At 50.8% G+C, this 26,216-nt stretch carries 15 protein-coding genes and 1 pseudogene; 6 read left to right on the top strand and 10 right to left on the bottom strand.

Going from position 1 to position 26,216, the window contains the following annotated elements; all coding sequences use genetic code 11:
• Nucleotides 1-11 precede the first annotated feature (11 nt).
• The 3 genes and pseudogenes from ACMYSP_RS09800 to ACMYSP_RS09790 all read left to right on the top strand — a co-directional run.
• Nucleotides 12-254, top strand: a pseudogene (locus ACMYSP_RS09800) (tyrosine-type recombinase/integrase); the annotation flags it as partial.
• Nucleotides 255-636: 382 nt separating this feature from the next.
• The gene (locus ACMYSP_RS09795) at nucleotides 637-3,936 is read left to right on the top strand and encodes an STY4851/ECs_5259 family protein (protein WP_434586553.1); all 3,300 of its coding nucleotides are present in this window, start codon (nucleotides 637-639) and stop codon (nucleotides 3,934-3,936) included.
• Between the two features lie 12 nt (nucleotides 3,937-3,948).
• Nucleotides 3,949-10,269 carry a DEAD/DEAH box helicase gene (locus tag ACMYSP_RS09790; protein ID WP_434586551.1) on the top strand — a complete coding sequence of 2,107 codons (6,321 nt, stop codon included), beginning with the start codon at nucleotides 3,949-3,951 and terminating at the stop codon, nucleotides 10,267-10,269.
• A 91-nt stretch (nucleotides 10,270-10,360) separates the two neighbouring features.
• On the opposite strand, the gene symE (ACMYSP_RS09785) is transcribed toward ACMYSP_RS09790, so the two are convergent.
• The 6 genes from symE (ACMYSP_RS09785) to ACMYSP_RS09760 all read right to left on the bottom strand — a co-directional run bounded on the left by symE (ACMYSP_RS09785) (nucleotide 10,361) and on the right by ACMYSP_RS09760 (nucleotide 19,275).
• Nucleotides 10,361-10,648 (bottom strand): endoribonuclease SymE, encoded by a 288-nt coding sequence (gene symE / locus ACMYSP_RS09785; RefSeq protein WP_434586550.1) that lies wholly within the window; start codon nucleotides 10,646-10,648, stop codon nucleotides 10,361-10,363.
• Nucleotides 10,649-10,998: 350 nt separating this feature from the next.
• Nucleotides 10,999-12,342, bottom strand: a complete 1,344-nt coding sequence (locus ACMYSP_RS09780; protein ID WP_434586549.1) for a restriction endonuclease subunit S — start codon at nucleotides 12,340-12,342, stop codon at nucleotides 10,999-11,001.
• Nucleotides 12,339-13,928 (bottom strand): type I restriction-modification system methyltransferase, encoded by a 1,590-nt coding sequence (gene hsdM / locus ACMYSP_RS09775; protein WP_434586548.1) that lies wholly within the window; start codon nucleotides 13,926-13,928, stop codon nucleotides 12,339-12,341. Before hsdM ends, ACMYSP_RS09780 begins: the two co-directional genes overlap by 4 nt.
• A gap of 71 nt (nucleotides 13,929-13,999) precedes the next feature.
• Nucleotides 14,000-17,509 carry a type I restriction-modification system endonuclease gene (gene hsdR, locus ACMYSP_RS09770; protein WP_434586547.1) on the bottom strand — a complete coding sequence of 1,170 codons (3,510 nt, stop codon included), beginning with the start codon at nucleotides 17,507-17,509 and terminating at the stop codon, nucleotides 14,000-14,002.
• 178 nt (nucleotides 17,510-17,687) lie between these two features.
• On the bottom strand, nucleotides 17,688-18,371 hold the full coding sequence (locus ACMYSP_RS09765; protein WP_434586546.1) for a winged helix-turn-helix domain-containing protein: 684 nt from the start codon (nucleotides 18,369-18,371) through the stop codon (nucleotides 17,688-17,690).
• A gap of 34 nt (nucleotides 18,372-18,405) precedes the next feature.
• Nucleotides 18,406-19,275, bottom strand: a complete 870-nt coding sequence (locus ACMYSP_RS09760) for a phosphorothioated DNA-binding restriction endonuclease (protein ID WP_434586545.1) — start codon at nucleotides 19,273-19,275, stop codon at nucleotides 18,406-18,408.
• Between the two features lie 179 nt (nucleotides 19,276-19,454).
• Between ACMYSP_RS09760 and ACMYSP_RS09755 the strand changes: the two genes are divergently transcribed.
• Nucleotides 19,455-20,105: an HNH endonuclease gene (locus ACMYSP_RS09755; protein ID WP_434586544.1), complete on the top strand. Its 651-nt coding sequence runs from the start codon at nucleotides 19,455-19,457 to the stop codon at nucleotides 20,103-20,105.
• A 20-nt stretch (nucleotides 20,106-20,125) separates the two neighbouring features.
• On the opposite strand, the gene symE (ACMYSP_RS09750) is transcribed toward ACMYSP_RS09755, so the two are convergent.
• Together symE (ACMYSP_RS09750) and ACMYSP_RS09745 are read right to left on the bottom strand one after the other, a co-directional pair.
• Nucleotides 20,126-20,458, bottom strand: coding sequence for an endoribonuclease SymE (gene symE / locus ACMYSP_RS09750; RefSeq protein WP_434586543.1), 333 nt, complete (start codon nucleotides 20,456-20,458; stop codon nucleotides 20,126-20,128).
• A gap of 287 nt (nucleotides 20,459-20,745) precedes the next feature.
• Entirely contained in the window at nucleotides 20,746-20,904 is a 159-nt protein-coding gene (locus tag ACMYSP_RS09745; RefSeq protein WP_015585265.1) for a YqaE/Pmp3 family membrane protein, read from the bottom strand.
• Between the two features lie 279 nt (nucleotides 20,905-21,183).
• On the opposite strand from ACMYSP_RS09745, the gene pspE reads away from it, so the two are divergent.
• A complete protein-coding gene (gene pspE, locus ACMYSP_RS09740; protein WP_434587057.1) occupies nucleotides 21,184-21,522 on the top strand; it encodes a thiosulfate sulfurtransferase PspE in 339 nt (112 codons plus the stop codon).
• Nucleotides 21,523-21,658: 136 nt separating this feature from the next.
• Here pspE and ACMYSP_RS09735 read toward each other — a convergent pair whose 3' ends face one another.
• Both ACMYSP_RS09735 and uxaC read right to left on the bottom strand, forming a co-directional pair.
• Nucleotides 21,659-23,203 carry an MFS transporter gene (locus ACMYSP_RS09735; RefSeq protein WP_434586541.1) on the bottom strand — a complete coding sequence of 515 codons (1,545 nt, stop codon included), beginning with the start codon at nucleotides 23,201-23,203 and terminating at the stop codon, nucleotides 21,659-21,661.
• Nucleotides 23,204-23,225: 22 nt separating this feature from the next.
• A complete protein-coding gene (gene uxaC, locus ACMYSP_RS09730; RefSeq protein ID WP_434586540.1) occupies nucleotides 23,226-24,632 on the bottom strand; it encodes a glucuronate isomerase in 1,407 nt (468 codons plus the stop codon).
• Nucleotides 24,633-25,092: 460 nt separating this feature from the next.
• Between uxaC and uxuA the strand changes: the two genes are divergently transcribed.
• Nucleotides 25,093-26,163: a mannonate dehydratase gene (gene uxuA, locus ACMYSP_RS09725; RefSeq protein WP_434586539.1), complete on the top strand. Its 1,071-nt coding sequence runs from the start codon at nucleotides 25,093-25,095 to the stop codon at nucleotides 26,161-26,163.
• Nucleotides 26,164-26,216 lie beyond the last annotated feature (53 nt).

Here is a 26,216-nt window from a genome sequence, read left to right as displayed (position 1 = left end):
CGGGGTCAGGGTCAGTCGAACTCACGTTGTTGATTTTCATCCGTTCAAGCGAGCTGCGTTTTGTCCACTGGTCAGAAGTAGATTTTGAAACGGCCATTTGGACGATTCCAAGTGAGCGTGAACCGCTGGAAGGTGTTAAACATTCACAGCGTGGTTCAAAGATGCGGACGCCCCATCTTGTTCCCTTATCGCGTCAGGCCTTAGCTATTCTGGAAAGGATCAAAGGCATGAATGGAAACCGAGAGCTGATCTTCGCACCAAAAGATACAATCATCTCGCTTAAGAGCTGACTTTTTGTGTGTTTTCCATTAAAACAACTCATTAGTTCCCGGTTTATCGATTTTCTGAACTTTCTGGGCCTATTCATTGCTATAGTTGTATCTGATATTTACATTTTCAATTATAGATAAAAGCTTAACATCTTCTTAGTATGTTTTTCTATTAAATCAAATGATTTGAATGATTTGAATGATTTTTTCAAGTCAACATTATCTGTCTTTCATTAGTGAACCTACTTAAATTTGGAGTTGGTGTCTATGCGGAAAGGATGTACGCTGATCAGCTTTGAGTTTTATTTCACCATATAAAATATCTTCCTATCATATTTATTCATTATGAAAATAAAAGGAGCATACTTTGAGTCATACAGAACATATATCAATACTTAAGTGTACTCCATGGTTAGTCAAATTTCTAAATCGTAGAAGTTTAAGAAAACCTGATAATCGCCCTCTTTATGAGTACCATGCAACGAGTGATGAATATGGTGAATTGAAGTGGTTGTTGAGGGCGATAGGGTTACCCGATGGTTACAAAAGTGATAAAGGATATGCAGCCTGTTTCACATTGTTCTGCTCAGAGTGGTATCGAAGAGATTATGAAAGGGAGTGTGGATGGGCATGGGATCCAATTTATAAAACGATAGGTGTATCAGCATCTTCCTCGGAAATGGGGAAAATAATCCCTAGAGGCCTGGACGAGTACTGGGGGCGCCCCGTGCGGTTCTATGATACAGAAAGGCGGAATTTTTTAGGGTCCTTATTCAGTGAAGGCGGTCTACCTTTCAGATTGTTGAAGGAGTCCAATAGCCGTTTTCAGTCGATGTTCTCTCTCATTCTCAATCAATACGATCAGGCCCAGTCTGCTAACATTTCCACGTTTGCGTTAGTTCATGCAGCGGTAGAAAAATCATTTCTGCCAGTCGTTTTTAAAGAGGATACTTCAGTCGAGCTTATTAGTCGTATGGCTGAACAGTTAGTTTCGCTTGTTCAAATATATGATCTGAGTAACCATACAGAACCCGTAAAAGAACTTGACCGTGTTCATCCTAAGTGGCGGGACAGTTTCCCTGTTCCTCTCGATGACGATACAGGGACCAGTTTCCTTAATGGACTTTTACGAACAGCTTCTACTGAATCCAAACCTCGCCTTCAAAAAAATAGAACAACCCTATGCCAGTTCTTATGGTCAGAAAATCATCCTGAGGCTTTACAGTCGCTCATTTCTCTTCCGGAAGAGCTGAGTTTTTCGATTGATAGTGCACCTTCTACAACACGTTTCGAACTTGCCATCTATGAAGATGGTAACGAAATTGCGAGCCTGGGGCCTGCCTATGCAACGCTGAGTAATTCACAGGCGAAAATGAGAGTTCGTAAGCGTGAAATTAAGTTTTTTCGAAAAAAGCCCGCTGCCAGCTTGTTTATTGTGGCGAGAGCCGGAGGGATGCTTGTCGGAAGCAGGTTGTTGGAAGGAAGTGAGGTTGCCGTTGGCGACGTGCCATTAGTTTTTGTTTTTGATAAAAGTGAATGGTTGCTACAAGGGCAAGCATCTTGCAGTGTACGTGGCAGCCATGTGCTCATTGTATTGCCAAAGGATGGTTGTCTGGCCTCAGAGCTCGAGGATTGTGAAACCGATTTTTCGGCTTTGGGATGCCGCGCTCTGATTGTCAAAGGGCGCCTGGATATCCTGATTGAAGGCGGTGAAACGTATCGGATAAAAACAGGAAGAGAGCAGATTATCCAGACAGGGTTCTCTTTCCAGGGGAAGCGGTTAAACTGGACAAGCTACCCGGATGAGCTCTTCCTTGGTGTTCCTGGCATTTCCCAAAATTCTGAGAATCTATTAACGCATCATTATAAACGTTTTTTCAACGGCACATTTATAGATAATTGTGATGTGCAAGAGAAAATGGGTGCTCAGTTTATTTCAGTACGTAACGAGAATAATGAAACGTTACTGCGCAAGAAAATAGGTATTCTTCCCAATGATTTTGGCCTGGAAATAAAAAATGGAGAACAAGCAAACGAAGGTTCTATCATTATTACTACCAAACATCCTTGTTTGTATAGTTTGAAAGAAAAATTATTGGAGATTGATAGGAAGCGATTACCCGGTAGCACAGAAATAATGATGAAAACTGAGGGGGTTCCTCCAGCATCGGTTTTATTACAAATAACGCCAAACCTTGCTGCAAATCCTATTGTTATTTCTCTCCCTTTCCCTGCCCGAGGTTGCCTTGTCTTCGATAAAGACGACAAACCTCTACCAAAAAATTTAACCATTAACGATCTTCTGGGAGCCAGAGCATACCTTTTCGGAAAAAATGGTGAGCCTACGCGATACCAACTTGAACTGCGTTTACGCTCCCGTAGCGGAATGCAGGCATGGTATGAGTGGCGCTATAGTGCGGGAGAAAGCCCGGTAGAGCTTACTTTATACAGCTTAAGAGAGCATATTGACAATTTACTTTCCCTGGAAAAAGGGATTGATCAAACGGTGGATATGCGTATTGAGGGCGGAGGTAGTTCCTTTACCTGGCAAATCAGACGCTATAAATATAGCCTTGAGTATGATCGGGAAATGCAGCTTCTTCTTGCTAATTCAGTGAGCAATCGTACGGGGCAGATCCCTTCACCCGTTATTATGTTACTCAGTGAGCCCGAAAGAAAAGCAATACCACTTGTATCGAGAATGAGCGAAGGTGTTCCGGTTGGTGAATTCGAATTAAGTTCGACAATACAAAATAATGGCCCATGGCTAGTTGTTCCCAAACAAGGTGAAGAAGCTTCATTTCGGCCTTGTTACATTGCAGGTGAGCCGGTAATCCAAAGCGAGACTATGGTAATACAGTCCCTGCAAAAAGCGACGCAGCTTTTTAATCCTCGGGCGGATGTAAATACCATTACGTTAGTTCTGGAACAAATGGCAAGCGACCCCGCACATTCAGGTTGGCAGTTCTTACGTAACTTATACGATCAGTTTGGATATTTACCGCTGGCTACCTTTGAGGTATGGCGTGCCTTGGTCCAGCATCCACAGGCATTGGCAATGTCACTGTTTAAATTTGAGATGTCCATTGATTATCTCAGCCGTATTGAAAGCGAATTTCCTGTTTTCTGGGAGTTTTTGCCTATCACTGAGGTTAAACATGCCGCAATGCGTTTTCGAACGTTTCTGACTCATAAAGGTGCTCCGGAGGAAATGCAGATAAAGTTGCTGGGTCGAATGTTCCAGCAATTAGGGACTGCATTTCCAACTTATGCCAGCGAGGTGCAAACATGGTTCGAGCAGGGAAGATTACCACCAGCTTTTCCGACACAAATGATAAAAGGCATCATTCATGAGTGGTATCAGGAACTCTTACGTGAACATGGTGAATCTCGTTGGCCAGAGTTTGGCGGGCCGGGTCTTTTCCGTTGGTACACGTCGCAACAAGATCCTGTTATAGAGATTTCACCCGATACCAGCTACCGATATTCTGTCACTTTGCTCCCCATATTTGCTGCCGCTGTTGCCTGCGGTAAAACAACATTTGACAGCGTTTTTGAAAATAAACCTGGTGCCGTATTTTTCTTAAGACAAGTCAGAGATTTTGACTCGCGATGGTTTAATGCCATTTTCCAGTATTGCTTATTGCGTAATGTGGCTGAAAAATAAAAAGGAATAAGGATGACTACACGCTATTTTTCTTCGCTGATTGAACAGTCGTTATCTCGTTCGACGGAAGCTACGCTGAGCATTATGGGCGTAACCAACCCGCATCTTCGCGAGCACCTTGCGCAGCAGATGGCGGCTGAATGTGGAAAGGATGGAACATTTCTGGCTTCTCCCGTATTTGAACAAACATTTGGCTGGAAAGAGTCAAATTTCACGATGAGGGATCTTGCCACAAAGCAAACGTTACTGAGTAAGGAGGTTGTTGATTCTCTCGATAACGAAGAAAACGGACGTTATCGTTTTGGCTCAACCTGGAAACCGTTCACACATCAGCTAGCCAGCTGGCAAGCATTACTTGATAAAAAACATTCGGTGGTTGTGACCAGCGGCACGGGCTCGGGTAAAACAGAGTGCTTCATGGTTCCGGTGCTGGAAGATCTTTATCGCGAACTACGGGACAACGGGAAAAAACCACTAATAGGCGTTAGAGCCCTTTTTCTTTATCCCCTGAATGCCCTGATCAATTCACAGCGTGAACGTTTAGATGCCTGGACCCGAGGTTTTGGAGCCGGGATTCGGTACTGTCTGTATAACGGCAATACTGAAGAGCTGCATGCCTCAGTAAAAAGTGAGCAGGCAAACCGGCCAAACGAGGTGCTTTCGCGTGAGAAAATGCGTGAGGAACCAGCTCCTGTTCTGGTCACAAACGGTACCATGCTGGAATACATGATGGTGCGTCAGGTTGATGCACCTATCATTCAGAAATCAAAAGCGGAAAAGTCATTACGCTGGATCGTTCTGGACGAAGCCCATACCTACGTGGGATCCCAGGCTGCTGAACTGGCTTTACAACTTCGTCGTGTCATGACGGCGTTTGGCGTTACGCCTGATGATGTTCGCTTTGTTGCAACATCGGCGACTATTGCCGGAAGTGATGCTGAAAAGCAGCTGAAAAAATTCTTATCTGAGTTGTCCGGTGTGTCACAGGAACGTATTGATGTTCTGGGCGGTAGCCGTGTCATTCCTGATCTGGAGCCGTGCCAGCATCTTTCTTTATCCCTGGATGAGCTTGAGCATATTCCTGATTCTGATGGGGCGGGTATTAGCCTTGAGCGCTATACCGCGCTGACCCACTCTCCGCAAGCGCGTCATCTCCGTGAGATGCTTGTGAGTCAACCCAGACCGATGAAGCTTGATGCGCTGACCTGGCGTTTGAATGAGCTAACAAAACATCAATACACTCAGCAGGATATTTTGCGCTGGCTCGATCTCTGTACCGGCACGCTTCCCAATGCGCAGGAACCGGCATTTCTGAAAGTCAGAGCGCATATTTTCCAGCGTAATACCCAGGGGATATGGGCCTGCGTGGATAAACATTGCTCTGCTAAACACAATACTACGCTGGAAAAAGGGTGGCCTTTTGGCAATGTGTATGTGAATCAGAGGCAAAACTGCGAGTGTGGCAGCCCTGTTTATGAACTCGCGTTCTGTAATGAGTGTAATGAACCGCATTTACTTGCCCGGGATAAAAAAGGAAAGCTTGTACAGTGGGATAATAAAGGCGGGGATGAGTTTTCGCTGCAGGATGAAGCACCTGATGATTTTGACTCTTCGAGTGAAAAAGTTCAAAAAGAACAGGTATTCCAGCCACCACATATTATTGCCGCGGAATGTAATACCGAAATGGGCTATATCGTGCAGCGCCTCGATCGTCAGACTCGGAGTATTGGCGTAGTCAACCCGGATAGTATTCCGCTGGCGATGAATGATATTGAGCAGGTCTGTAGTGCCAGCAACTGCGGTTATAGAGGGGGTAAAGGTAAACAACCCTTCCGGCGGGCACTGCTAGGCGGGCCTTTTTATGTGACGAATATCGTGCCTACCGTGCTGGAATATTGTCAGGACTTTATCAGTGATGAAGGTAAAGAGGGGGTTGGCCCGCTTTCTTTGCCTGGACGAGGGCGGCGACTGATTACATTCACTGATAGCCGTCAGGGAACGGCACGGATGGCGGTGCGGATGCAGCAGGAAGCGGAGCGTAGCCGTTTGCGCGGCAGCGTAGTGGATATTCTTGGATGGCACCAACGGAAACAGTCAACACATGCACCAAATGCCCTGGCTGACGTAACGAAGTTGACTGAGATGGCAGCACAGGCGCGTGAAGAAGCGAAAAATCTTCATGACTGGGGGATGCCGGAAGAAGCGATCCGTCGTGAAGAACAAGCTGAGCGCTTAGAGCACGCTATCCAGGTCGCCACTGGCGGAAAAGTTGATGCGGTTTTGATTTCTCTTTCCTGGCCTGAAATGGTCAAGGAATTGAAAGATAAGGCGGATATCAAGGGTCCTATCCTGCAGTATAACCACTATCTCAAGCCTGAAATCTTCACTGAAAATGGTGGCCCTTTAAAACTCGCTGAAATGCTGCTTTTCCGTGAATTTATGCGGCGCCCGAAACGCACCAATAGTCTGGAAACACAGGGGCTGGTTCAGGTGGGTTATCTGGGGCTGGAGAAGGCGCATAGCATCCCTGCTCATTGGCAAGATAAAGGATTAACTCTGGATGACTGGCGTGATTTTCTTAAGGTCACGCTGGATTTCTATGTCAGGGAAAGCAACTACACCCAGCTGGACGAAGATCTGAAAAACTGGATCGGTAGCCGTTTCTCTTCAAAATTTGTCCGTAATCCCGATTCGAAAGAGCCTGATGACAACCAGGTTAAACGCTGGCCGCAAATTCGTCACGGTAACGTCACGCAGCGTCTGGTCAAACTTTTGATCCTCGGAGCTAAATTCAGCAGCGTAAATACGGTCACAATCGATATCGTTAATGCGTGGCTAAAAGAGGCATGGCTTCAGTTGACGGGGTCATTAGCGGTATTGAAATCTGACGGCAACCGTTTTTATTTACCTAAAGAGCATCTGACATTCTCTCTGGTTCAAAAAGCCTTCATTTGCCCGGTAACCAATAAATTACTGTCGACGGCTTTCAGAGGCCTGACGCCTTATCTGCCGATGCATATTCAGTTTGAACGGCTGACCAGTGCACAATATGACGCCTTTGTCGCCCAGGCGGTGACGCTACCTGAGATTTGGCAGCATGATCGTTCTCAGGATGATTATGTCGATGGGTTAAGAAAAGTTCGTGACTGGCTGGGTCAGGACCTTCTGGTGGCGCAATTACGTTCGCAAAACCTCTGGACGGACATTAACGATCGCGTCGTTGAAGGTGGATTTTACTACCGCACGGCAGAGCATTCCGCCCAGCAATCATCCGAACGTCTGCAAAGTTATGAACGTATGTTTAAAAACGGACAGCTTAACGTTCTCAACTGTTCAACCACCATGGAAATGGGCGTAGATATTGGCGGGATTTCTGCTGTGGTGATGAATAACGTCCCGCCGCACCCCGCTAACTATTTACAGCGTGCCGGGCGTGCCGGGCGTAGCAAAGAGTCCCGCGCAATTTCTTACACGTTATGTAAAGGCAACCCGCACGATCGGCAGGTTTTTGCTAACCCTCTCTGGCCGTTTGAAACGGTGATCCCTGCGCCGATGGTGGCAATGAATTCTGAGCGTCTGGTACAGCGCCACGTCAATTCTCTGCTGCTGTCAGACTATTTGTGCCATGTCATCGGTGAAACCGAAAAAGAACGCACCAGCCTTAATAGTCAGTGGTTCTTTGGTGAAGAGCTTGAACAGTCGGTGTGTAACCGTTTCAAAGCCTGGCTGGAGCGTCCGACGCTGAGCATTGACGCGGCTTTGGTTCGTTTGGTTAAAGGCACCGCGCTTCATGGCGTTGCGGCAGAAAAGCTGCGGGATAAAACGTGCGATGCGATTGCGGTGCTGCAGAAGCGCTGGCTGGGAATTTATCGCGATCTTGTTAAGCAGGAAAGTGAATCACAGCCCAATACGCCGTATCGCAAACGTCTGGAGTTGGAGAAAAAACGGCACTGCGGCGAGTATCTGCTGCGCGATTTGGCAGCCAGAACCTTCTTGCCTGGATATGGCTTCCCAACGGATGTTGTCACTTTTGATAACTTCACCATGGAAGATTATATCCGCGAGAAAACGTACAAAGTCCGTGATAAGAGCGATCGTGAAGATAACGTCTCGCGTTATAAAGGCTTGCCTTCACGTAACCTTTCCGTGGCGATCCGTGAGTATGCGCCGGGCGCGGAAATTATCCTTGATGGTCGGGTCTTCCGCTCAGCTGGGGTGTCTCTGCACTGGCATAATCTTAATGCTGATACCAATGAAGCTCAGCGTCTGGATAGCGCCTGGCGTTGTCACAAATGCGGTACGTTAGGCTATGAGGAAGGTATTGGCGGTTCGGGAGATTTGTTCTGTACCAATGATGCGTGCGGTGAGCGCATCACGCCGGAAAACCGACGTCAGGTTTTACAGCCTGCGGGTTTTGTGACGGATGCGCACGATCCTGTGACCAATAACATTGAGACCATGAAATTCATTCCGGTTGTGCCGGCTTGGGTATTTGTTAAGGCCGAGCGTGTGCCGTTACCGAACCCGTTGATGGGCTTTATGGCTTCCGGGGCGGACGGTAATGTGTTCCAGCAAAGTATGGGGGAAGGCGGTCACGGCTATGCGCTGTGCCTGAGCTGCGGCCGTGCGGAGTCGATGCTCAACCTCACGGATGCGCCGAAATCCATGGAAACACACTATCCGCCACGCCCCGGAAAGGCCGACCGGGATAGCCAGAATCAGCGGATTATCTGCCCGGGTTCAACGGCGCTGAATAAAAATGTCACGCTGGGAGCGCTGGCCAGAACGGATGTCTTCGAGCTGATTGTCCGTCGCCCGCAGGACGGAGAATATATTGCTGATAACACGGAAGAAGATCGAATTGTTGCAATGACGCTGGCCGTGGCGCTGCGGCGCTCGCTGGCGAGCGTGCTGGGCGTTTCCGCAGCGGAGCTGGGCTACGCGGTGCGCCCGGTCAGGCTGGAGAACGAGCAATCCGTTCTGGCGGTACAGCTGTACGATATTATCAGCGGCGGTGCGGGCTTTGCTTCCAGCGCGCCATTGCACATTGAGGCTGTGCTGAAGGGAATGGTGAAGCAGCTGGGCTGCCACCACTGCGATACCGCCTGTAGCGAGTGCCTGCTCGATTCACAGACCCGCCACGATCACGATCTGCTGGATCGTAAAGCGGCGCTGGCCTGGCTGGGGGCGGATTTCAGCCACTATATTGGCTTGCCGGATGAGGAGAAATTCTCTTTGGCTGATGCACAATATTGCCCTGGGAGCATTGAAGATACTCTGCGACGGGCTATCAACGATGGGGGGCGAAAGCTCACGCTGTGGATGAGTGGGCCGTTGAATGAGTGGGATCTGTATGCCCGTCAGTTCCGCACCGCGATCCAGAATTACCGGCTAAAAGATGATGTTGAAGTGGTGCTGGTTATCCCGCGAAACATTGACGATCCGGAGATCCTTCTGGAACTCGCGCAGTTCACTGCGATAGGCGTGCAGCTGTGCCAGTCTGAGCAGGATACGGATACGCCGCTCGTTGCGCAGGTGACGTTTGACGATCGCCTGATGACGTTAATTTCTCGCAGCCATGACGCTACCATCCCCGGGCCGAGCTGGCATCTGAATAGCCAGATGGTTATTCGCAGCCATTTGCAGGCACCGATAGCGCTTTATAAAACCGAGTTGCCATCCGAGGATGCGGGCAGCAAAGGCCTGGTTAACGATATTGAAATCCATAAGCAGCTTAACGGCCCGGTTTCTCAGTTTGGCCAGCGCTTCTGGAACCTGCTGACCGAGTCTCAGGATAATATTCAGCGCCTGCTGACGGAATGCCGGGTGACGGGTATCCACTATAGCGATCGCTATCTGCAAAACCCTGTAGCGCTGGCGTTGTTAGGCGGGTTGTTGAAGACGTTGAAACCGATGCTGACACAAGAGGCGGAAGTGACGATTGATACGCTGTTCAGGAGTAAAGAGCGCCCGGGGAACAAACCTTTCCATGACTGGATGAGTGAAGCAGACTTCCAGGATTTCGCCGACCAGTGGTTTGCGGCATCCATGGGACGAGCCGTGGAGATTCAGACGTTCAACTCTGGCCGCGATATTCCGCACCACCGTAAGCTGATGGTGAGTTTCGATAATGGTCAGGCGCTGAAAATCCGCTTTGATCAGGGGATGGGATACTGGCGTATTAACTTTGCGCGAGCCTGGCGTGATTTTAACTTTAATGACGACGTCTCTTTCCAGCTGGGGAATATGGCGCAAGCCTGCGCAGAAGGCCTGGTAGTGAACAGCGAGGAGAGCTGGGCAACCGATGTGCTGGTGCAGGTTATTGCTCCTTAATCAGGAACCGCTCCCGACTCACGGTCGGGAGCGGTTAGCGTCAGGCGGAACGTTTACCTGAAATCACGTCGATAAAGTCCTGCACCTGCCGCTACTTACGGGCGGACAGCTTACCCACCCGATGAAAAGACTGAAGCAGCGTAGAGTCTTCCGGCTGCGGCGGCTTTGCCGTTAGCACAATACAGCCGTTCATCACCTTCACATCCACCTCGGTACCGGTGGCGAAACCGGCGGCTTCCATCCACTGGCCCTTCATGGTGAGCGCGTGGATACGGGTGTAATCGGGATAACGACTCGCATAACTTACGGTAAGATGACGGTTATTTGTTGGGGAGACTTCTGGATCGCACGGATCTGCAATAGAATGGACGGTAGTCATGATGGCTATTCCTTGAAAATAGTGATTGTGATGAGCAATATGGCCGTGTTCCCGCACGGCCATATCGCGCTAAATACCTGTACATAACATCCGTAAATAAAATAAAAGTCCAGCTAAAAATAGACTGTAATGGGAATATTCAGGAAGATACTGAATATATTTTTGATGGTTATAGTTACGGAAGATAATATACACAAAATCATTCGAGTTGCATCAATGCGGCAAGGGAACGAGTCCCCAGGAGCGTATATAAATACGTGGCTGGGGTGAGCGAACGCAGCCAACGCCGAGGCAGCTTGAAGGATGAAGTGTAAAAAAGCGCACTGTTCAGGTGCGCTTGAAAATAAAGGTCAGGCTTTTTTACGCGAGTTTTTTTTACCGCCGCTGGCGGCGCGTTCGGCCTTAATTTTTTCCAGCAGGGCGGCGGCGCTGTTTTCACCGCTGATAAGACTTGGGTGTTCAGCACGCCACTGGGCGGTAAGCTCGCCGCGGAACGCCTTCGCCAGTATCGACTGGGTGAGGCTGTTGACGCGGGTCAGGGCGCTGTTGACCTGCTTTTCAATGGTGTCGGCGTAGGCGAAGAGTTGTTCGACGCGGCGGACGATTTCGTGTTGTTCCGGGAGTGGAGGTATATGACAATTAAAATTTAGTATCTGTTTTCCGCTGATATGTGGTATATCACTACCTGTTTGATTTGGTTGAATATAGTTAATGAAAGCCAGATCTTTCAATAATAAATAAAGGTAGTCTGGTAACAGATTTTTAAATTCTTTAAACCTAGCAACACGCTGAACTAGAACACAAGGGATGTCATTTCTATTTGCTTTAGCAAGCTTTAATCCTGTAGATATTATTGGGCGGTCCATAGCTAAGATAATATCATTTTCTTTAATAAACAAATGAGAGAACCTTTGGAGCTTTTCTAAAGGAAACCTCTTTGTTTCATCCCAGCGTAATGAGCCTGGCTCAATGTTTTGTCCACGAAGTAAAGGAATACCATCTTCACTAAATTCAGAACTCTTAAAAGCATTACCAATATCAATAGATACAAATGAACCAAGTGCTAAAGATTTTTGTGTGTAGTCTTGATTGATGATTTTTCCGCTCACTGCCGCACCTAACAATGCCTGGCGAAAACGTTTCAGGATTTGTGGTATTTGCTCAAGACGTGCTTTGGTGCTGTCTACCTGTGCCAGCAGCGTATCGAGTTTTTCGGCGATGATTTTTTGTTCGGCTAGGGGGGGTAGAGGAAACGCATACAATTGAACATCACTTGACTTTGCAGCTGGGTATAATGCTCCCTGAACTAATCCTGAAATTGAGTCAATAAAATGGCGAGAACGAACCAGTGCAAAAATATAGCGACTTTCTACCAGAGTTGGCCGAATAACCTCGAAGCCGGTTGAGGCAATCTGTTCATCATATTTTTCGCTCACTAAAGCGACAGCATTTAAATTCGGTCTTGTTAGCGAAACAATGATGTCATGGGCTTTAATCTCTTTTCTTGCCCGGCTTGGAGCATCTTTACCAATAAGATATTGAGGGTTTTCAATTACCTTGAGCTCACGGTTTATGCTACCAATATCAACATAGATGAATTGCTCGTTTTCATCAGGCACTCGTTGTGAACATTTAACCGAAATGTCTCCAATAGTTGTGTTTACCCACCCCTCCGGCAATTTCCCCGCACTCATGCCTTCACCTTACCAAACGCTTCATTCAGCAACTGACGCTGCGCATCCGCCTCATCCCCCGCGCCCAGCTCGCGCATCAGCGCGTCCAGCTCGCCCAGCGCCTGCACCAGCTCGCCCATCGCTTCTGCCGCCAGCACGTCCGGCTCCGGCAGACTGTCGGCGTCGATGCTGTCCTTATCTTTCAGCCAGGAGATATCCAGCGAATCGGATTTTGCGCTGCGGATCCACTCGCGGGTGAACTTGCGCCAGCGGCTGGTGGCCTGGTGCTGGTCGGTGTTTTTGTTCTCTTCGCTGTCGGCGACTTCGCTCTCTTCGGCGTTAAAGCTCCACTCGCCTTCTTCACGCGGGCTTAAGCCGTACGGATCTTCGCCGTAGACGGTTTCAAACGGCTGCAGGTGCTGCTCGGTAAACGGCGTGCGCTTGCCGAAGCTCGGCATATTGGTCCGCAGGTCATACACCCACACGTCGTCGGTGCAGTTTTTATCCTGATTCGGATTGGCGACCGTGCCTTTGGTAAAGAACAGCACGTTGGTTTTGACGCCCTGGGCGTAAAAGATGCCGGTCGGCAGACGCAGGATGGTGTGCAGATGGCATTTGTCCATCAGGTCACGACGAATATCGGTGCCCTTGCCGCCTTCAAACAGCACGTTATCCGGCACCACCACCGCCGCGCGGCCGCCGGAGTGCAGTGTTTCAATAATATGCTGCATAAAGCACAGCTGTTTATTGCTGGTCGGGTGCACGAAGGTGCGGGTGATGTTGGTGCCTGCGGCGCTGCCAAACGGGGGGTTAGTGGCGACAATATCGGCCTGCGGTAAATTCTCGCCGTCGCTGCCCAGCGTGTTGCCCAGACGGATGGCGCCGCCGTGGTCGAGGTTGCCTTCAATATCGTGCAGCAGGCAGTTCATCAACGCCAGACGACGGGTGCCGGGCACCAGTTCGAGGCCGATAAACGCGCGGTGGATCTGGAAATCCTGAGTGTCGCCATCAAGGTCATCCAGATCGTTAGTCTGTGATTTCACGTAACGGTCGGCTTCAATCAGGAAGCCCGCGGTCCCGGCGGCCGGATCCTGCACCACTTCACGCGGCTGCGGCTTCAGCAGATGGATAATGGTTTTGATCAGCGGACGCGGAGTAAAATACTGGCCTGCGCCGGATTTGGTTTCGTTAGCGTTCTTCTGCAGCAGCCCTTCGTACATATCGCCGAAGTCATCGCGAGACTTACCGTGGCTACCGTTATACCAGTCCAGTGAGTCCATATTGCTCACCAGCTCGGTCAGTTGCTTCGGTTGGGTGATGGTGGTGTTGACGTTCTGGAACACCGCCTGCACCAGCTTTTTCTCGTCTGCTCCCAAATGCACCAGCAGGTTGCGGTAAAACTGTAACTGCTCCTGGCCAATGCGCGATTTCAGGTCATCCCAGCGGTAACCTTCCGGCAGGTAGTCCGCTTCCTGGCCGGTCTCTTTGCACATTTTCAAAAACAGTAGCGAGGCGAGTTCATTGACGTAGTTTTGATAGGAGACGCCGCCGTCGCGCAGGTTGTCGCACAGTTTCCACAGCTTGGCGACCAGATCGTTATTGTTCATTGAAGATCCCATGTAAAACAGCGGCCCTTATCGGGGCCGCAGAAGAAGAAATTGCCGGGGATGATAACGCGTCAGGCGAGCTCATCCCAGATGTAATCACTGAACTTATCCAGCACGCTGTCGAGGTTGTCGTCAAAGGTGCGTTGTAACATTGTCTTACCGCCGCGGCGATGGAAATTGCCGGTTTTGAACACGTCGTCGTCGAGCACCACTTTCTCTTTTAGCGCCTGCGCTAAACGGTCGAGCCAGCTTATCTGCTCATCGCTCCAGTCGTTCTCGCCCTTGATACGCGCCAGCGCGTGATCGACACGTTCATCGAACGGTTTGAGCGCATCGCCCACCGCCGCACGACGGATATGGCCAATCAACCTGGCGGCGATATCCTGATTGCGCGTCGCTTTCCACGCGCTGCGCAGGGAAGACTCTTCAAAATGCTGGCGGTCAAACCACTCCTGTAATTCCACCAGCCCTTTACGGGTGAGGTCGCGCGGGCGATTGATCACCGCCAGCAGTGCCGGCTGGGCGTTAGGAGCGTGCTGCACCAGCGCATCGAACGCTTCGAGGAAATCCTGCGGCGTGTCGTAATTGCCGTACAGCGATTTGACGCTTACCACCTCATCGTCAATATCGAGGAAAATAGGGGCCTCGCGCAGGGCGTTGATATCGGTTTTAAGCCTTTCGAGGCGGGCGATAAAGCCGGGAAGCTTGTTGAAAATCTCGGCGCTCCAGTGCGGCCCTTTTTCCCGCAGGCGCGAAGCCAGACCGCCGAAGTTGACGCCTGCAGCATCGAGGCACAGCTCGTCCAGGCGGCGGACCTGCGTATCCACCGTTTCGCTACGGTCGCGATTAAATGTGGCAAGACCGATAATCCGCTGCAGCTTGGCGACCAGTTGTTCATGGCTGTGCTCGGCAAAACTTCGGCCATCCGCTTCGATGGTTTTGTAGGTTTCTGAGTCGGTAATTTCATTGACCAGCGTTTGCAGTTCCACCTGCGGACGCACAACCACCGGGCGCATGGTGTCGACGCTTTCCAGCGAGCTGTAGATATCGACGCAGTCGAAAATCTTAAAGCTGGTTTTGCCCACCGACGGGCACAGACGCGTGGCGCGCCCCTTCATCTGCTCGTAGAGAATGCGGCTTTTGACTTTGCGCAAGAACACAATATTACAGATAGACGGGATATCGACGCCGGTGGTCAGCAGGTCGACGGTGACCACGATATTCGGCAGCCGCTCTTTGTTGAAGCGGACGATCATGCTTTGCACTTTCTTCGCGTCTTTATCGGCATCGCCGGTGATCTTGATGATCGCGTCGTGTTCCAGCTGCGGGTATTTTTTCTTGAACGCGGTACGCAGCTCGTCCACCACCATATCGGCATGGGCGTTGGTGACGCAGAACACCAGCGTTTTTTGCTGCCCGGTGGGATCCAGGTATTTGGTCAGCTCACCGCATACCGCGCGGTTAAACGCCGGGATCACCAGGCCACGGTTAAAATCAGCGACCTCAAAATCCTGATCGTCAGCCAATGTGTCGTTGATCAGCTCGCCCTGCGGGTTCAGGCGTTCCACCTGTTCACCCTCGGAAAGATAGACCCCATCCTGCGCGTTGCGTGTGACGATCTGAATCGGCGGATCCTGGTCAATCAAGTAGCCGTCGATCACCGCCGTACGGTAGGTGTAGCGGTAAACCGGCTCGCCGAAAATATCAACCGTGTGCAGCGCTGGCGTGGCGGTCAGGGCAATTTTTACCGCATCGAAGTGATCGAGAATGCGACGGTAGGCGGAAACGTAATCCAGCTGACTGCGGAACTGCAGCTCGCCTTCGGTCTGCTCTTTATCGAGAATGTAGCCGCGGTGCGCTTCATCGACGACGATACAGTCGTAGCGGCCGACCGGCATCGGTTCATCAGATTGCAGCGTACGCTTGACCAGCGATTGCACCGTGGCAACGTGAATTTTGGTGCTGTCTTCCGGGAATTTGTCGGTCAAGCCTTTGATATCAAAAATGCTGTTAAAGGTGTCGCCGTTAATCCGCGTATCTTCGAACGACCCCAGCGCCTGCTCGCCGAGCGAGCGACGGTCGACCAGGAACAGAACGCGTTTGAAACGCTGCGACTGGATCAGGCGGAACATCAGGGCGATGGCGGTACGGGTTTTACCGGTACCGGTCGCCATCGCCAGCAGAATTTCTTGCTGGCCGTTAACGATAGCCTTTTCTACCGCACGGACGGCATCTTCCTGGTAATAGCGCAGGCCGAGTTCGCTCATTCCGGGGTTTTCAGCAAACCACTGGTTTTGTTTCTGCGGATCGCTGCCCAGCATAGCCAGCAGCTCTTCCGGGCGATGCCATTCCGGTAGCGCTTTTGACATGTTGGTGGTGTGGCGGACGTCGCGATACCAGATGCCGCTTTTGGTCTTCATCGCCGCGCGGTATTCGCGCCCGTTGGTGGAGTAGCAGAAAGGGATTTTAAAGCGCTGTTTACCGCTGGTGTCCTGCCAGCTGATTTCATACTCCGGCACGGCTTCGTGTACTTCGTCGGGAGCATAGTGCTCCAGCAGTGTGTCGCGTAAAAAGGCGTTATCGAAGTATTTGCTGTAGCGGTAAGATTCGTTGAGCTTGCTGGGCACATCGGTATTTTTGCGTTTAGCTTCAACGACGGCAATGGGCTTAAGGCCAACGAACAGCACGTAATCGGCAAAGCCTGTTTTACCCGTTTCATCTGTACCCGTCGGCCATTCGGCTATCGCTTTGTTGATGCCGGGTTCCGGGCGAGCGCCTTTGGCAAAGCGCAGCGTTTTACTATCGGCTTGCCAGCCCGCTTTACGCAGTTGGGCGTCAATCAGGAAGCGACTCTCTTCTTCGCTGAGATTCAGCGTGCGCTTGATAGCCTGGTCGGTGATCTCTTTGTGATAGGCCTTACGTTCCTGTTCGGTCTGTTTTGCTAACTCGGCATTTTTGGCAGCGAGCTGTGCTTCCAGGGCTGCCACACGCGCTTTGGTCTGGGCTTCGGTTTCCTGTTGCTTACCTTCGAGAACGGCAATGTAGCCATTGAGTGCAATCAAGCGTTGCTGCTGAGCTTCCAGCTCTGCCTGGCTGTGTGCTTTTTCCTGTGTCTGCTGCTCCAGCTGTTGTTTGAGAGTGAGAACTTCGGCGTGGTAGCGATCCTCGCCGTGTTCAGGCATCACAAACGTTGGCACCGGGAAATCGTAATCTTTGGTCACCAGCCTGTAGTACCAAACGGCAAGACGGAATCCGAGGCGCAGACACATCTGGGCATCATCGAGATCGTTATGGTATTCGTGAACGGCCTGATTACCGATACGGCGCAGCTTATGGAAAACGGAAAGAATGCTGTCGTCAATGAAGGCGATTTTGCCCAGCTCACGCAGCAGGTCGTGCTGGTTTTCGCAGGGAGGAATATCCAGTAATAACCCCAGGTGTTTGGCCGTCGCTTCGCCAAACATGCGCATTTTTACCAGTGTCGTATTCGGGTCGTCGGGGTAGTTGTTTTCCGCCGCGCAGGCAATGGCGTAAGTGAAATCGTTTACGCCTTTCAGGAAATCGAAGTTGGATTTGTTCATGCACGTTCCGCGTTCAGGCCAGCCTTCGGGATGCTGACGTATTAGGATAATCCGTTAATGGAGGAGGCATCAGTGCATGCTACCTCTCTCCAGTTGTACATTCAATCGTCAGAATTTAATGTAACTCACTATTTTGTAAGTATGTTATCAACTTCCTGCCCAACTTATTGTTCTGTGTTTAACAGGCAGTACTCACTTGTTCCTGTTTTTGTGCTTTTTTCATTAAGGTTTTTAATGCCTCAATAGTAAGTGAGGGTTTTTGTCTGTGGATCATGGCATGGCAATTGGGGCAGACAGGACGAAGGTCTTTTACGGGATCCAGTTTGTAGCGCTCTCCAATATCAGACAGCGGTGTAATATGGTGGACGTGAATATAATCCTTCCCGGTTTCACCATATGTTTCCTCAAAATCCATATTGCACACGCTGCACTGACAGCCGTAATGATCTATGCATTTGTCTCTTGCCGTTTTACTACGTTCGTATTTGTTAACTTTGATTTGCTTTACGGCACCTTCGTAAAAGGTTTCTGGAACATCATCTGGATAATCGATATTTAATCGGGTGGAAAGCGATTCTGCCTTTTTGATGCCATCTGGCGTGAGCTTCCAGACACCAAGGCCTGATTCTTTTGCATTGTGGAGATACTTGTAGTCAACAAGCTTTTTCCTTGCCCATTGGACCATGTTGTTCCATTGAGGGCGATTAGTATCATCAGGAAGTAACATGTTCATTTCTTCGTTTGTCAGGCCGAACTCCTTGCCCAACGGCTCGTAACATGAGGAGGAACTTACTTCTCCTCCTCTATTGTAGATATATAAAAGCAGGGGGATTTCTATCTCTTTATAACTTGGAAAGGGCATATTTATCACCAATGATTAGTTAAATTTTCTATTGTTATGTTCTGAAAACTTCTTGCTTATGCCACTCAATAAAGCGGTCTCTCGGGTAGTTCTCTTTTTCCTGCGGTAACCCAATCAGTTTTCCGTCAAAGTCCCAGAACAGTCTCCCGACGATGCCGCTACCGTTAACGGCTGGAGAAATCTGGACCCGCATATGCTCATCCAGGCCAATTGACCCTTTATCAAACGCCTTATGGTGAATGGCGCACAGCGCCAGACCGTTGGGAGTTTCACAGGGGCCGCCATGCTGCTTCCATTTGATATGGGCCGCTTCCAGCGCAACGGAAGTATTATCGTGGCGCATATTGAAGCCACAGATGGCGCACTCGTAGTTATAGGCCCTAAGGACCTGCTGGCGGAACTGCGGATCGCGTTCCCTACGGATTTGCTGGAGACTAAAACCCATCTCGTCGGCGATCTCTTCCTGGATACTCTCCGGAAAATGGGCGTCGAGGATCTGATGTGCAAGGGTGTTAATCAGCTTGTGGTTGACGGAGAGTAGCGAGTAATGCGCTTCGTCAAAACCTCCCGCAACATGGCAGGATTCCAGCTCTTTAGGCGGGGGCTGGTCGCTTCCTGTTGTCGAGCACAGTTCGGCGTTGTTAAGTTCCCAGAAGCCGTCGCCTTTTAAACGCCAGAAAGGCATATCCGGGCGGTATTGTGCACGCTGCGGGCCAAAGCGTTCCAGCAGACTACGCAGTTGATCGCGAATCTCAGACGTGTAATCAAACATCCGCGGGTGTCCACGCTGATATTGAGACAGCACGTGGAGTAACAACAGCGGCTTATGCGGTGCACGCTGCTCGCCTTTACGCCAGATTGTGATATTGGCAATCGCGTGTTGTAGGGTTTTACTGGAAGGCATCGCGTCAGATCGTGAGCTAAATAATTGCGATGATGCTCGCAAAACACCGTCTGTTCAAGCTTCTAAGCCCCGAGACTTAACGTCGGTCTCGTTTGATTCATAATTTGAATGCATGTATTAGAAAGTAACTTGCCGCTTTACGTATAATAAAGCCTCTTTCGACAACATTAATTCACTCTATGAAAACGCTGCCTGACCATCTACCACGCAAATATATCATCGAAGCCATCCACGCTTACGATGCCGGTGTCGTGCATCAATTCAAACCGGCGCGGTTGTATGAAGTGGAATTTGAAGGGCGTCGCTATCCCTCAAAAGCCATCGTGGGCATCGCCGCGACCCTGATGACGGGCGTGGAATTCACGCCGGCGGACTTTAGCGGTGGGGTTAAATCGAAGTGCGTCAGACTGCTGACCGAACAAGGGTTTCGGATCATTCATGGTCCTGAAGAAAATGACCCGGCTGATGAATATGTCTTCCCGGACGAATGGCGATCGGCGGCTGATTTTGTCGAAGGGGCGGCTACTCAGGTCCTGGTTAACCGCTACGAAAGGGATCGTCGCGCCCGGGAGGCCGCAATTCGCTACCATGGTTGTACGTGCAAAGTGTGCGGCCTTGATATGGAAAAACAATACGGAAATATTGGCAAAGGCTTTATTCACGTTCACCATCTGGTGCCGCTGTCGGCGATCAAACAGGATTACCAGCTGAACCCTAACACCGATCTCATTCCGGTATGTCCTAATTGCCACGCGATGCTGCACCGAACTCATCCGCCGTTAACACCGCAAGCATTACAACGCCTGCTGCAAGAAAATAAACGCTCCTGACCCATCAGGAGCAATGCTGATTACGCCCGCGCCCCTTTCCCCGCAATCACCCCAATAAACTCCTGAACCTGCTTTTGCTTTCTTGCCGACAGCTTTTCAACCCGGCGCATTGCCGCTTCCAGTTCCGGCTCGGGGTCAATTGCCGTCAGCACAATGCAGCCGTCCATCACCCGCACATCCACCTTGGTGCCCGTCGTAAACCCGGCTGCCTCCAGCCACTTGCCGCTCATGGTCAACGCCGAAAGACGGCTGTGGTCGGCAAAACGACGCACATAACCCACGGTTAACTGGCGCTTATTTTTTGGCAATACTTCTGGTTCACCCGAATCTGAAATACAATCCACATCAGTCATAATTTCTATTCCCTGTAAATAGTGATTGTGATGAGCGATGTGGACGTGCAGTCACACGTCCACATCGCGACTAAATAACGCCTGTAAATCTATCCAGTAATAAAAATAAAGTCCAGCTGAAAACAAAACATAATAAGAACCTTCTGCCTTGTTTTTAGAATTAAATAAAAATAATGATGTGGCTGGATGTATTATTGAAGAATAAATGAAGTGAATATAAATGTCTGACAGACTCGGTATCAGCGAACAAATAAAAACGGCGCTGCTGCGCCGTACAGGAACGTAAATTAATCGCGCGTTTGTACCCAGAACGCATGAATCAGACCGGGGATGTAGCCCAGCAGGGTCAGCACAATATTCAGAATAAATGCCCAGCCGAAGCCTTTACCTAACAGCACGCCGAGCGGCGGCAGAATAATCGTCAATACAATTCTCCAGAACCCCATATCTACTCCCTGGAAATAAAATCAATGAATTACAACGTGACGTTATCTTTAAGCATAGCCATTTTATCTCAGTCCTCCACTGTTCTTGCTATTTTTACTCGCTTTTACACATGCATATAATCCATGAATGAATTATGGCTATTTTGTCTGAAAAGCAACCCGTGCGAGGTTCCTGAACAGTTTCTCGTCATTTTCCAGATGAGGTCAAAGAACTGCAGGAATAATTTCACCTACTATGGCTGCCGATGTCAGGAAAAACAAAAAAGGAGAACTATCGTGATGTTTACTCTGGGTCAGGCAGTCAAAAAAACGATCGTAACGGGCGCTTTGCTCATGGCCTCCACGTCATTGTGGGCCGCTGAACACTGGATTGATGTCCGCACTCCCGACCAGTATCAGGCAACGCATGTGGAAGGGGCGGCAAACATTCCCCTGAAGCAACTGGAAGCACGCATTGGCGAAGTCACCAAAGATAAAGATGACACGCTGCATCTGTACTGCAATACCGGCAACCAGTCCGGTAAAGCGGAAAAGATGCTGCAGGAGATGGGGTATAAGCACGCCATCAATGAAGGCGGTCTGAAAGACGTCGAAAAAACGCAGAAGATGGTGCAGTAGCTCGCATTTCACCCGGTGGGCTCACGCTCCGGGGCAGTAAAAAGCCGGTTTTCGCGAGAGGGCGATACACCGGCTTTTTTGCTTGTAGTACTGAGCCGTGCGGCAGCAGGCGTGATGCTGCTGCCGACGGCGCTTGTCAGTTCAGAACGGTGGTGGGCTCTCCCGCCTTTGCCCGCTCCGGCGGCGTGTCGCACCACAGCGTGTCATAGCGGTAACCCGTCAGGTCTTCAACCACATGGCGTGCTTCAGGCGTCACTTCCTGCTTAAGACCGTTGGCCTTCAGGCGCTCAATCTCATCGACAAAAATCTTGTGCGTGCGCTTGTTCAGATGGAAGGTCAGCGCCTGCCACAACGCAATCAGCAGCAGCACGGCGGTGCCGGCAAACAGCAGCGTGGCGATGGTGTTGATGGCTTCCTGCGGCTGCGTCAGGCTGCCTTTCACGAAGCCGCCGCTTTGCAGCAGCAGACCCACGGCAAAGGTGGCGATGGCGACCGTCGTTTTCCGCGAGAAGGTCATCACGGCGGCAAACAGCCCTTCACGACGCTGGCGGGTGATCATCTCGTCAATATCGGGAATAAACGGGAAGACGTTCCACGGCGTAAATTCCAGCACGCAGCGGCCAACCTGGTACACGCCGGCGAGGATCACCAGCAGCATGACTTTATTGTCGGTCGGGAACTGATACACCAGGAAGAAGCCGCCGAGGCACAGCAGCATCAGGCAGTAGGCGAAAACATACAGCCGGGAAGGGCCATACTTAATGATTGCCACGCCCGCCGCCAGGGTTACCGGCAGCCCGACAATACTCATCGACAGCAGCGAACCTGCCAGTGAAGAGGAGACCTGCAGGCAGTAGACGCAGAAGAACACGAACACGGTGTTGTAGACATCTTTTGCCGTAAAGGAGAACAGATAGATCGCCAGGTGCTTACGGAACGCACGGACTTTCAGGGTCGAGGCATACTCCTTGAACAGGTTGCCAAAAGCGGCCAGTTTTTCGGCGCCGCTCTTTGGTTTCTGCTCTTTCTCCAGTTCCGCCAGCATTTCCGGCGTCAGCTCGCGTTCCCAGGTCACTTTCCACGAAATAAACACGCAGATCATAAACATCACGGCAAACACCACGCCGTTGATCAGATACGCATCGGCGTTGTTTTCCCCCAGCGCTGCAATCAACAGGCCCGGAATAAAGGTCGCCAGAAAGGTCCCGGAGGCCGACAGGAACATGCGGCAGGTGGACAGCTTGGTCCGGCCATTAAAATCTTTGGTCATCTCTGAAGGCAGCGTCTCCCACGGGATCAGCACCATGGCGGCGATGATCTCAAAGGCCAGATACACCGCGAGATAGAACCAGTAGTTCATACCGTCCAGCCACAGCAGGGTGTATACCAGCATCAGCGGCGCGCCGATCAGCAGGAAGAACCGGCGACGGCCGAATTTCTTACCGAGATAGTTTTTATAAAAGTGGTCCGTGAAGCTGCCCATAAACAGGCTCACGACGGCATCGACGATGCGCGCAATCGCCACAATCGACGCCGCTTCAATCGGCGACAGGCCGACAAACGTGGTGTAGAAGAACAGCAGCCAGGCGCCGATAACGGTAAATGCGCCGCCGCCCATGATGTCCGTCAGGCCGTAGCCGATACTGACGGGGATGGTTACCTTTCTGTTTTGACGAGTCATGTTTTATCCCTGTCTCTGGCGATCAAAAACGAAAATAACGGCGGGCGTTGTCCACGCAAATTCCGCGGATCATGGTGTCGAGGATGTCGCGATCGTCCGGCACTTCGCCACGCTCGACCCAGCCGCCCACCAGGTCGCAGAGGATCCGGCGGAAATAGTCATGGCGGGTATAGGAGACAAAGCTGCGGGAGTCGGTGAGCATGCCGATAAAGTTGGCCAGCAAGCCCTGATCGGCCAGCGTGTTCAGCTGGTTGACCATGCCGCGCCGCGTATCGTTAAACCACCACCCGGAGCCGAACTGCAGCGGCGATTTCATGCCGTCTTCACCGCTCTGGAAGTTGGCGATGGTGGAGGCCACCACGTCGTTGTCGCGGGCGTTGAGGTTATAAACAATGGTTTTAGGCAGGCCGTTATTCTCCACCATGGCGTTGAACAACGCGTTGAGGCTCTGCGCCAGATGAGTCTGATCGCCGATGGAGTCAAAACCGCAGTTGATGCCGACCTGATTGAACATCGGCAGGTTGTTGTTACGAATGGCGCCAAAGTGGATCTGCATGGCCCAGTCGCGCTGCTTGTACATTTTGGCCAGCGCCACAAAGATCATGCTGTCCCAGGCCTGACACTCGTCTTCCGTCAGCGCATTGCCAGCCAGCCGACGCTGAAACAGCGCGGCCTGAGCGGCGGCGTCGAGCGGGCGGAAGCGGATCTCCAGCGGCCCGTGATCCGACACGCGACAGCCGGTGTCGTGGAAAAAGCTCACCCGCGCCTCGAGGGCGGCAAGGAAGGTCTCCAGCGAGGTGATGGTCTGCTGCGTTTTCTGCGCCAGCAGCGAGACAAACGTCAGGAAGCGGTCGGGATGGGTGTCGAACAGCTCATCCGGGCGGAAAGTGGGCAGAACCCGGGGAGCGAAATCGGCTTTTGTCGCCAGCAGCTGATGCCAGGTCAGGTCGTCGAGCGGGCCGTCGGTGGTGCACAGCGCTTCGACGTTGGAGCGGCAGATCAGCGCCTGTGGTAAAAAATCGTCCTGACGCAATTGCGTATTACAGCGCGCCATAATATCGCGCCAGTTTTTACTGTTAAGTGTGTCGTCGATGCCAAAATAGTGTTTCAGCTCGAGGTGCGTCCAGTGATACAGCGGATTACCAAAACTGGATTCGACCGTCTGCGCCCAGGCGGCAAATTTTTCCTCCGCGCTGGCTTGTCCCGTAATGTACCGTTCGGCAATGCCGTTGGCCCGCATCGCCCGCCATTTATAATGATCGCCTTCCAGCCACAGCTGGGTGATATCGCGAAACGGTTTATTCTCCCAAATCGCTTTGGCATCAAGATGACAGTGGTAATCAATAATCGGCAATGCTTTTGCTACGTCAGAATATAACCGCTGCCCTGGCTCGTTGTTTATCATGAAATGATTATTTATCAGCGACATATCTACTCCATAAACGGTGTTGTTTGCGCTTAAGGTTCCCGCGGTGAGGCGGGGTTCGGTGCATTACGGGGCTTCAAGGAGGACGAGGGTAAACCCTTTATTTATTCTTAGTCTACTACCATACAAGATGCGATAATAAAAATGTGAGCTGCCGCATGTTATTACCTTTCGGGTAGGGAAAGGGCCTGGTAAATGTATTGATGTTTATTTTTCTGTTAATTAATAACGCTATTGCAGTGAGGCTAAAAAATGAAATTCGTTATTTTATTTTACAAATAAAAAACAATAAATCTCGGCGGTGGGCCTTCACGCGTCGCGTGCGGGAAATAGATTTCTTGCGTTGACGCACTCTTTTTTTATCAGGTGGTTGATCGTAAGAGCAATCCTGCATATGCTGTCAAATACTAGTATGGTACATACACATCAACATGCACTGATGCAACGATAAGGTGGATACGAAATGCAGATGACAATGCGCTGGTTTGGGCCACAGGAAGATAAAATCCCGCTGGAATATATTCGGCAGGTGCCGGGTGTCGAGGGGGTTGTGGGGGCGCTGTATGACGTGGCTCCCGGCGAAGTGTGGCCCGTCGACAAAATTCAGGCGCTGGTGAAACAGGCTCATGACGCGGGCCTGACGATGGAAGTGATTGAAAGCGTTAATATTCATGACGATATCAAAATTGGCACCCCCGAACGCGACCGCTATATCGAAAACTACAAGCAAACCATCCGCAACCTGGCGGGCTTTGGGGTCAAGGTCATCTGCTATAACTTCATGCCGGTGTTTGACTGGATGAAAACCGACATGAATTACGTCCTGCCGGACGGTTCCCTCACCATGGCCTTCGAAAAGCACGGCATTGATAAAAGCCTCGAAGAGGTGGTCAAAGAGGTGCTCGATAACTCCAACGGCTTTGCGTTACCGGGCTGGGAACCTGAGCGTCTGGCAAAAGTGCAGGAACTCTTCGCCCGCTATCACGGGGTGGATGACGATAAACTGCGTGAAAATCTGTTCTATTTCCTGCGGGAGATTATTCCGGTTTGTGAAGAAGTCGGTGTGAAAATGGCGATTCACCCGGACGATCCGCCGTATTCTATTTTCGGTCTGCCGCGGGTCGTTAAAAACCATGCGGATCTGACGAAGATTTGCGACGCCGTCGATTCACCGGCCAACGGCATTACGCTGTGCACCGGCTCGATTGCCGAAGACCCGAATAACAACGTCTATGAAATCCTTGCTGAATTTACGCGCCGCAAGCGGATCCACTTTGCCCACGTGCGTAATATCAAGCTGATAAAAGACAAAGACTTCTACGAATCGGCTCACCCTTCGCAGTACGGCTCGCTGGATATGTACCGTGTGATGCAGGCGCTGCACGATAACGGTTTTGATGGGTATATCCGCCCCGACCATGGCCGCTTTATCTGGGGAGAAACCGGGCGTCCGGGATACGGGCTGTTCGATCGCGCCTTAGGGGTAACCTACCTGATGGGGCTGTGGGAAGCGCTGGAGAAAAAGCGCGCCTGACGCTCGTCACCGGGGGAAGATGCCCCCGGTTGGCGCTGCGCGGCGGGCGGCAG

The sequence above is a fragment of the Klebsiella sp. R390 genome (assembly GCF_051131745.1).
In the GTDB taxonomy this organism is placed as follows: Bacteria; Pseudomonadota; Gammaproteobacteria; order Enterobacterales; family Enterobacteriaceae; genus Klebsiella.
This window is presented reverse-complemented; position numbering and strand designations above follow the sequence as displayed.

Excerpts from the sequence above, each read along its gene's own strand:
- ACMYSP_RS09790 (WP_434586551.1), top strand. The coding sequence starts at position 3,949 with ATGACTACACGCTATTTTTCTTCGCTGATTGAACAGTCGTTATCTCGT.
- symE (WP_434586550.1), bottom strand. The coding sequence starts at position 10,648 with ATGACTACCGTCCATTCTATTGCAGATCCGTGCGATCCAGAAGTCTCC.
- ACMYSP_RS09780 (WP_434586549.1), bottom strand. The coding sequence starts at position 12,342 with ATGAGTGCGGGGAAATTGCCGGAGGGGTGGGTAAACACAACTATTGGA.
- hsdM (WP_434586548.1), bottom strand. The coding sequence starts at position 13,928 with ATGAACAATAACGATCTGGTCGCCAAGCTGTGGAAACTGTGCGACAAC.
- hsdR (WP_434586547.1), bottom strand. The coding sequence starts at position 17,509 with ATGAACAAATCCAACTTCGATTTCCTGAAAGGCGTAAACGATTTCACT.
- ACMYSP_RS09765 (WP_434586546.1), bottom strand. The coding sequence starts at position 18,371 with ATGCCCTTTCCAAGTTATAAAGAGATAGAAATCCCCCTGCTTTTATAT.
- ACMYSP_RS09760 (WP_434586545.1), bottom strand. The coding sequence starts at position 19,275 with ATGCCTTCCAGTAAAACCCTACAACACGCGATTGCCAATATCACAATC.
- ACMYSP_RS09755 (WP_434586544.1), top strand. The coding sequence starts at position 19,455 with ATGAAAACGCTGCCTGACCATCTACCACGCAAATATATCATCGAAGCC.
- symE (WP_434586543.1), bottom strand. The coding sequence starts at position 20,458 with ATGACTGATGTGGATTGTATTTCAGATTCGGGTGAACCAGAAGTATTG.
- ACMYSP_RS09745 (WP_015585265.1), bottom strand. The coding sequence starts at position 20,904 with ATGGGGTTCTGGAGAATTGTATTGACGATTATTCTGCCGCCGCTCGGC.
- pspE (WP_434587057.1), top strand. The coding sequence starts at position 21,184 with ATGTTTACTCTGGGTCAGGCAGTCAAAAAAACGATCGTAACGGGCGCT.
- ACMYSP_RS09735 (WP_434586541.1), bottom strand. The coding sequence starts at position 23,203 with ATGACTCGTCAAAACAGAAAGGTAACCATCCCCGTCAGTATCGGCTAC.
- uxaC (WP_434586540.1), bottom strand. The coding sequence starts at position 24,632 with ATGTCGCTGATAAATAATCATTTCATGATAAACAACGAGCCAGGGCAG.
- uxuA (WP_434586539.1), top strand. The coding sequence starts at position 25,093 with ATGCAGATGACAATGCGCTGGTTTGGGCCACAGGAAGATAAAATCCCG.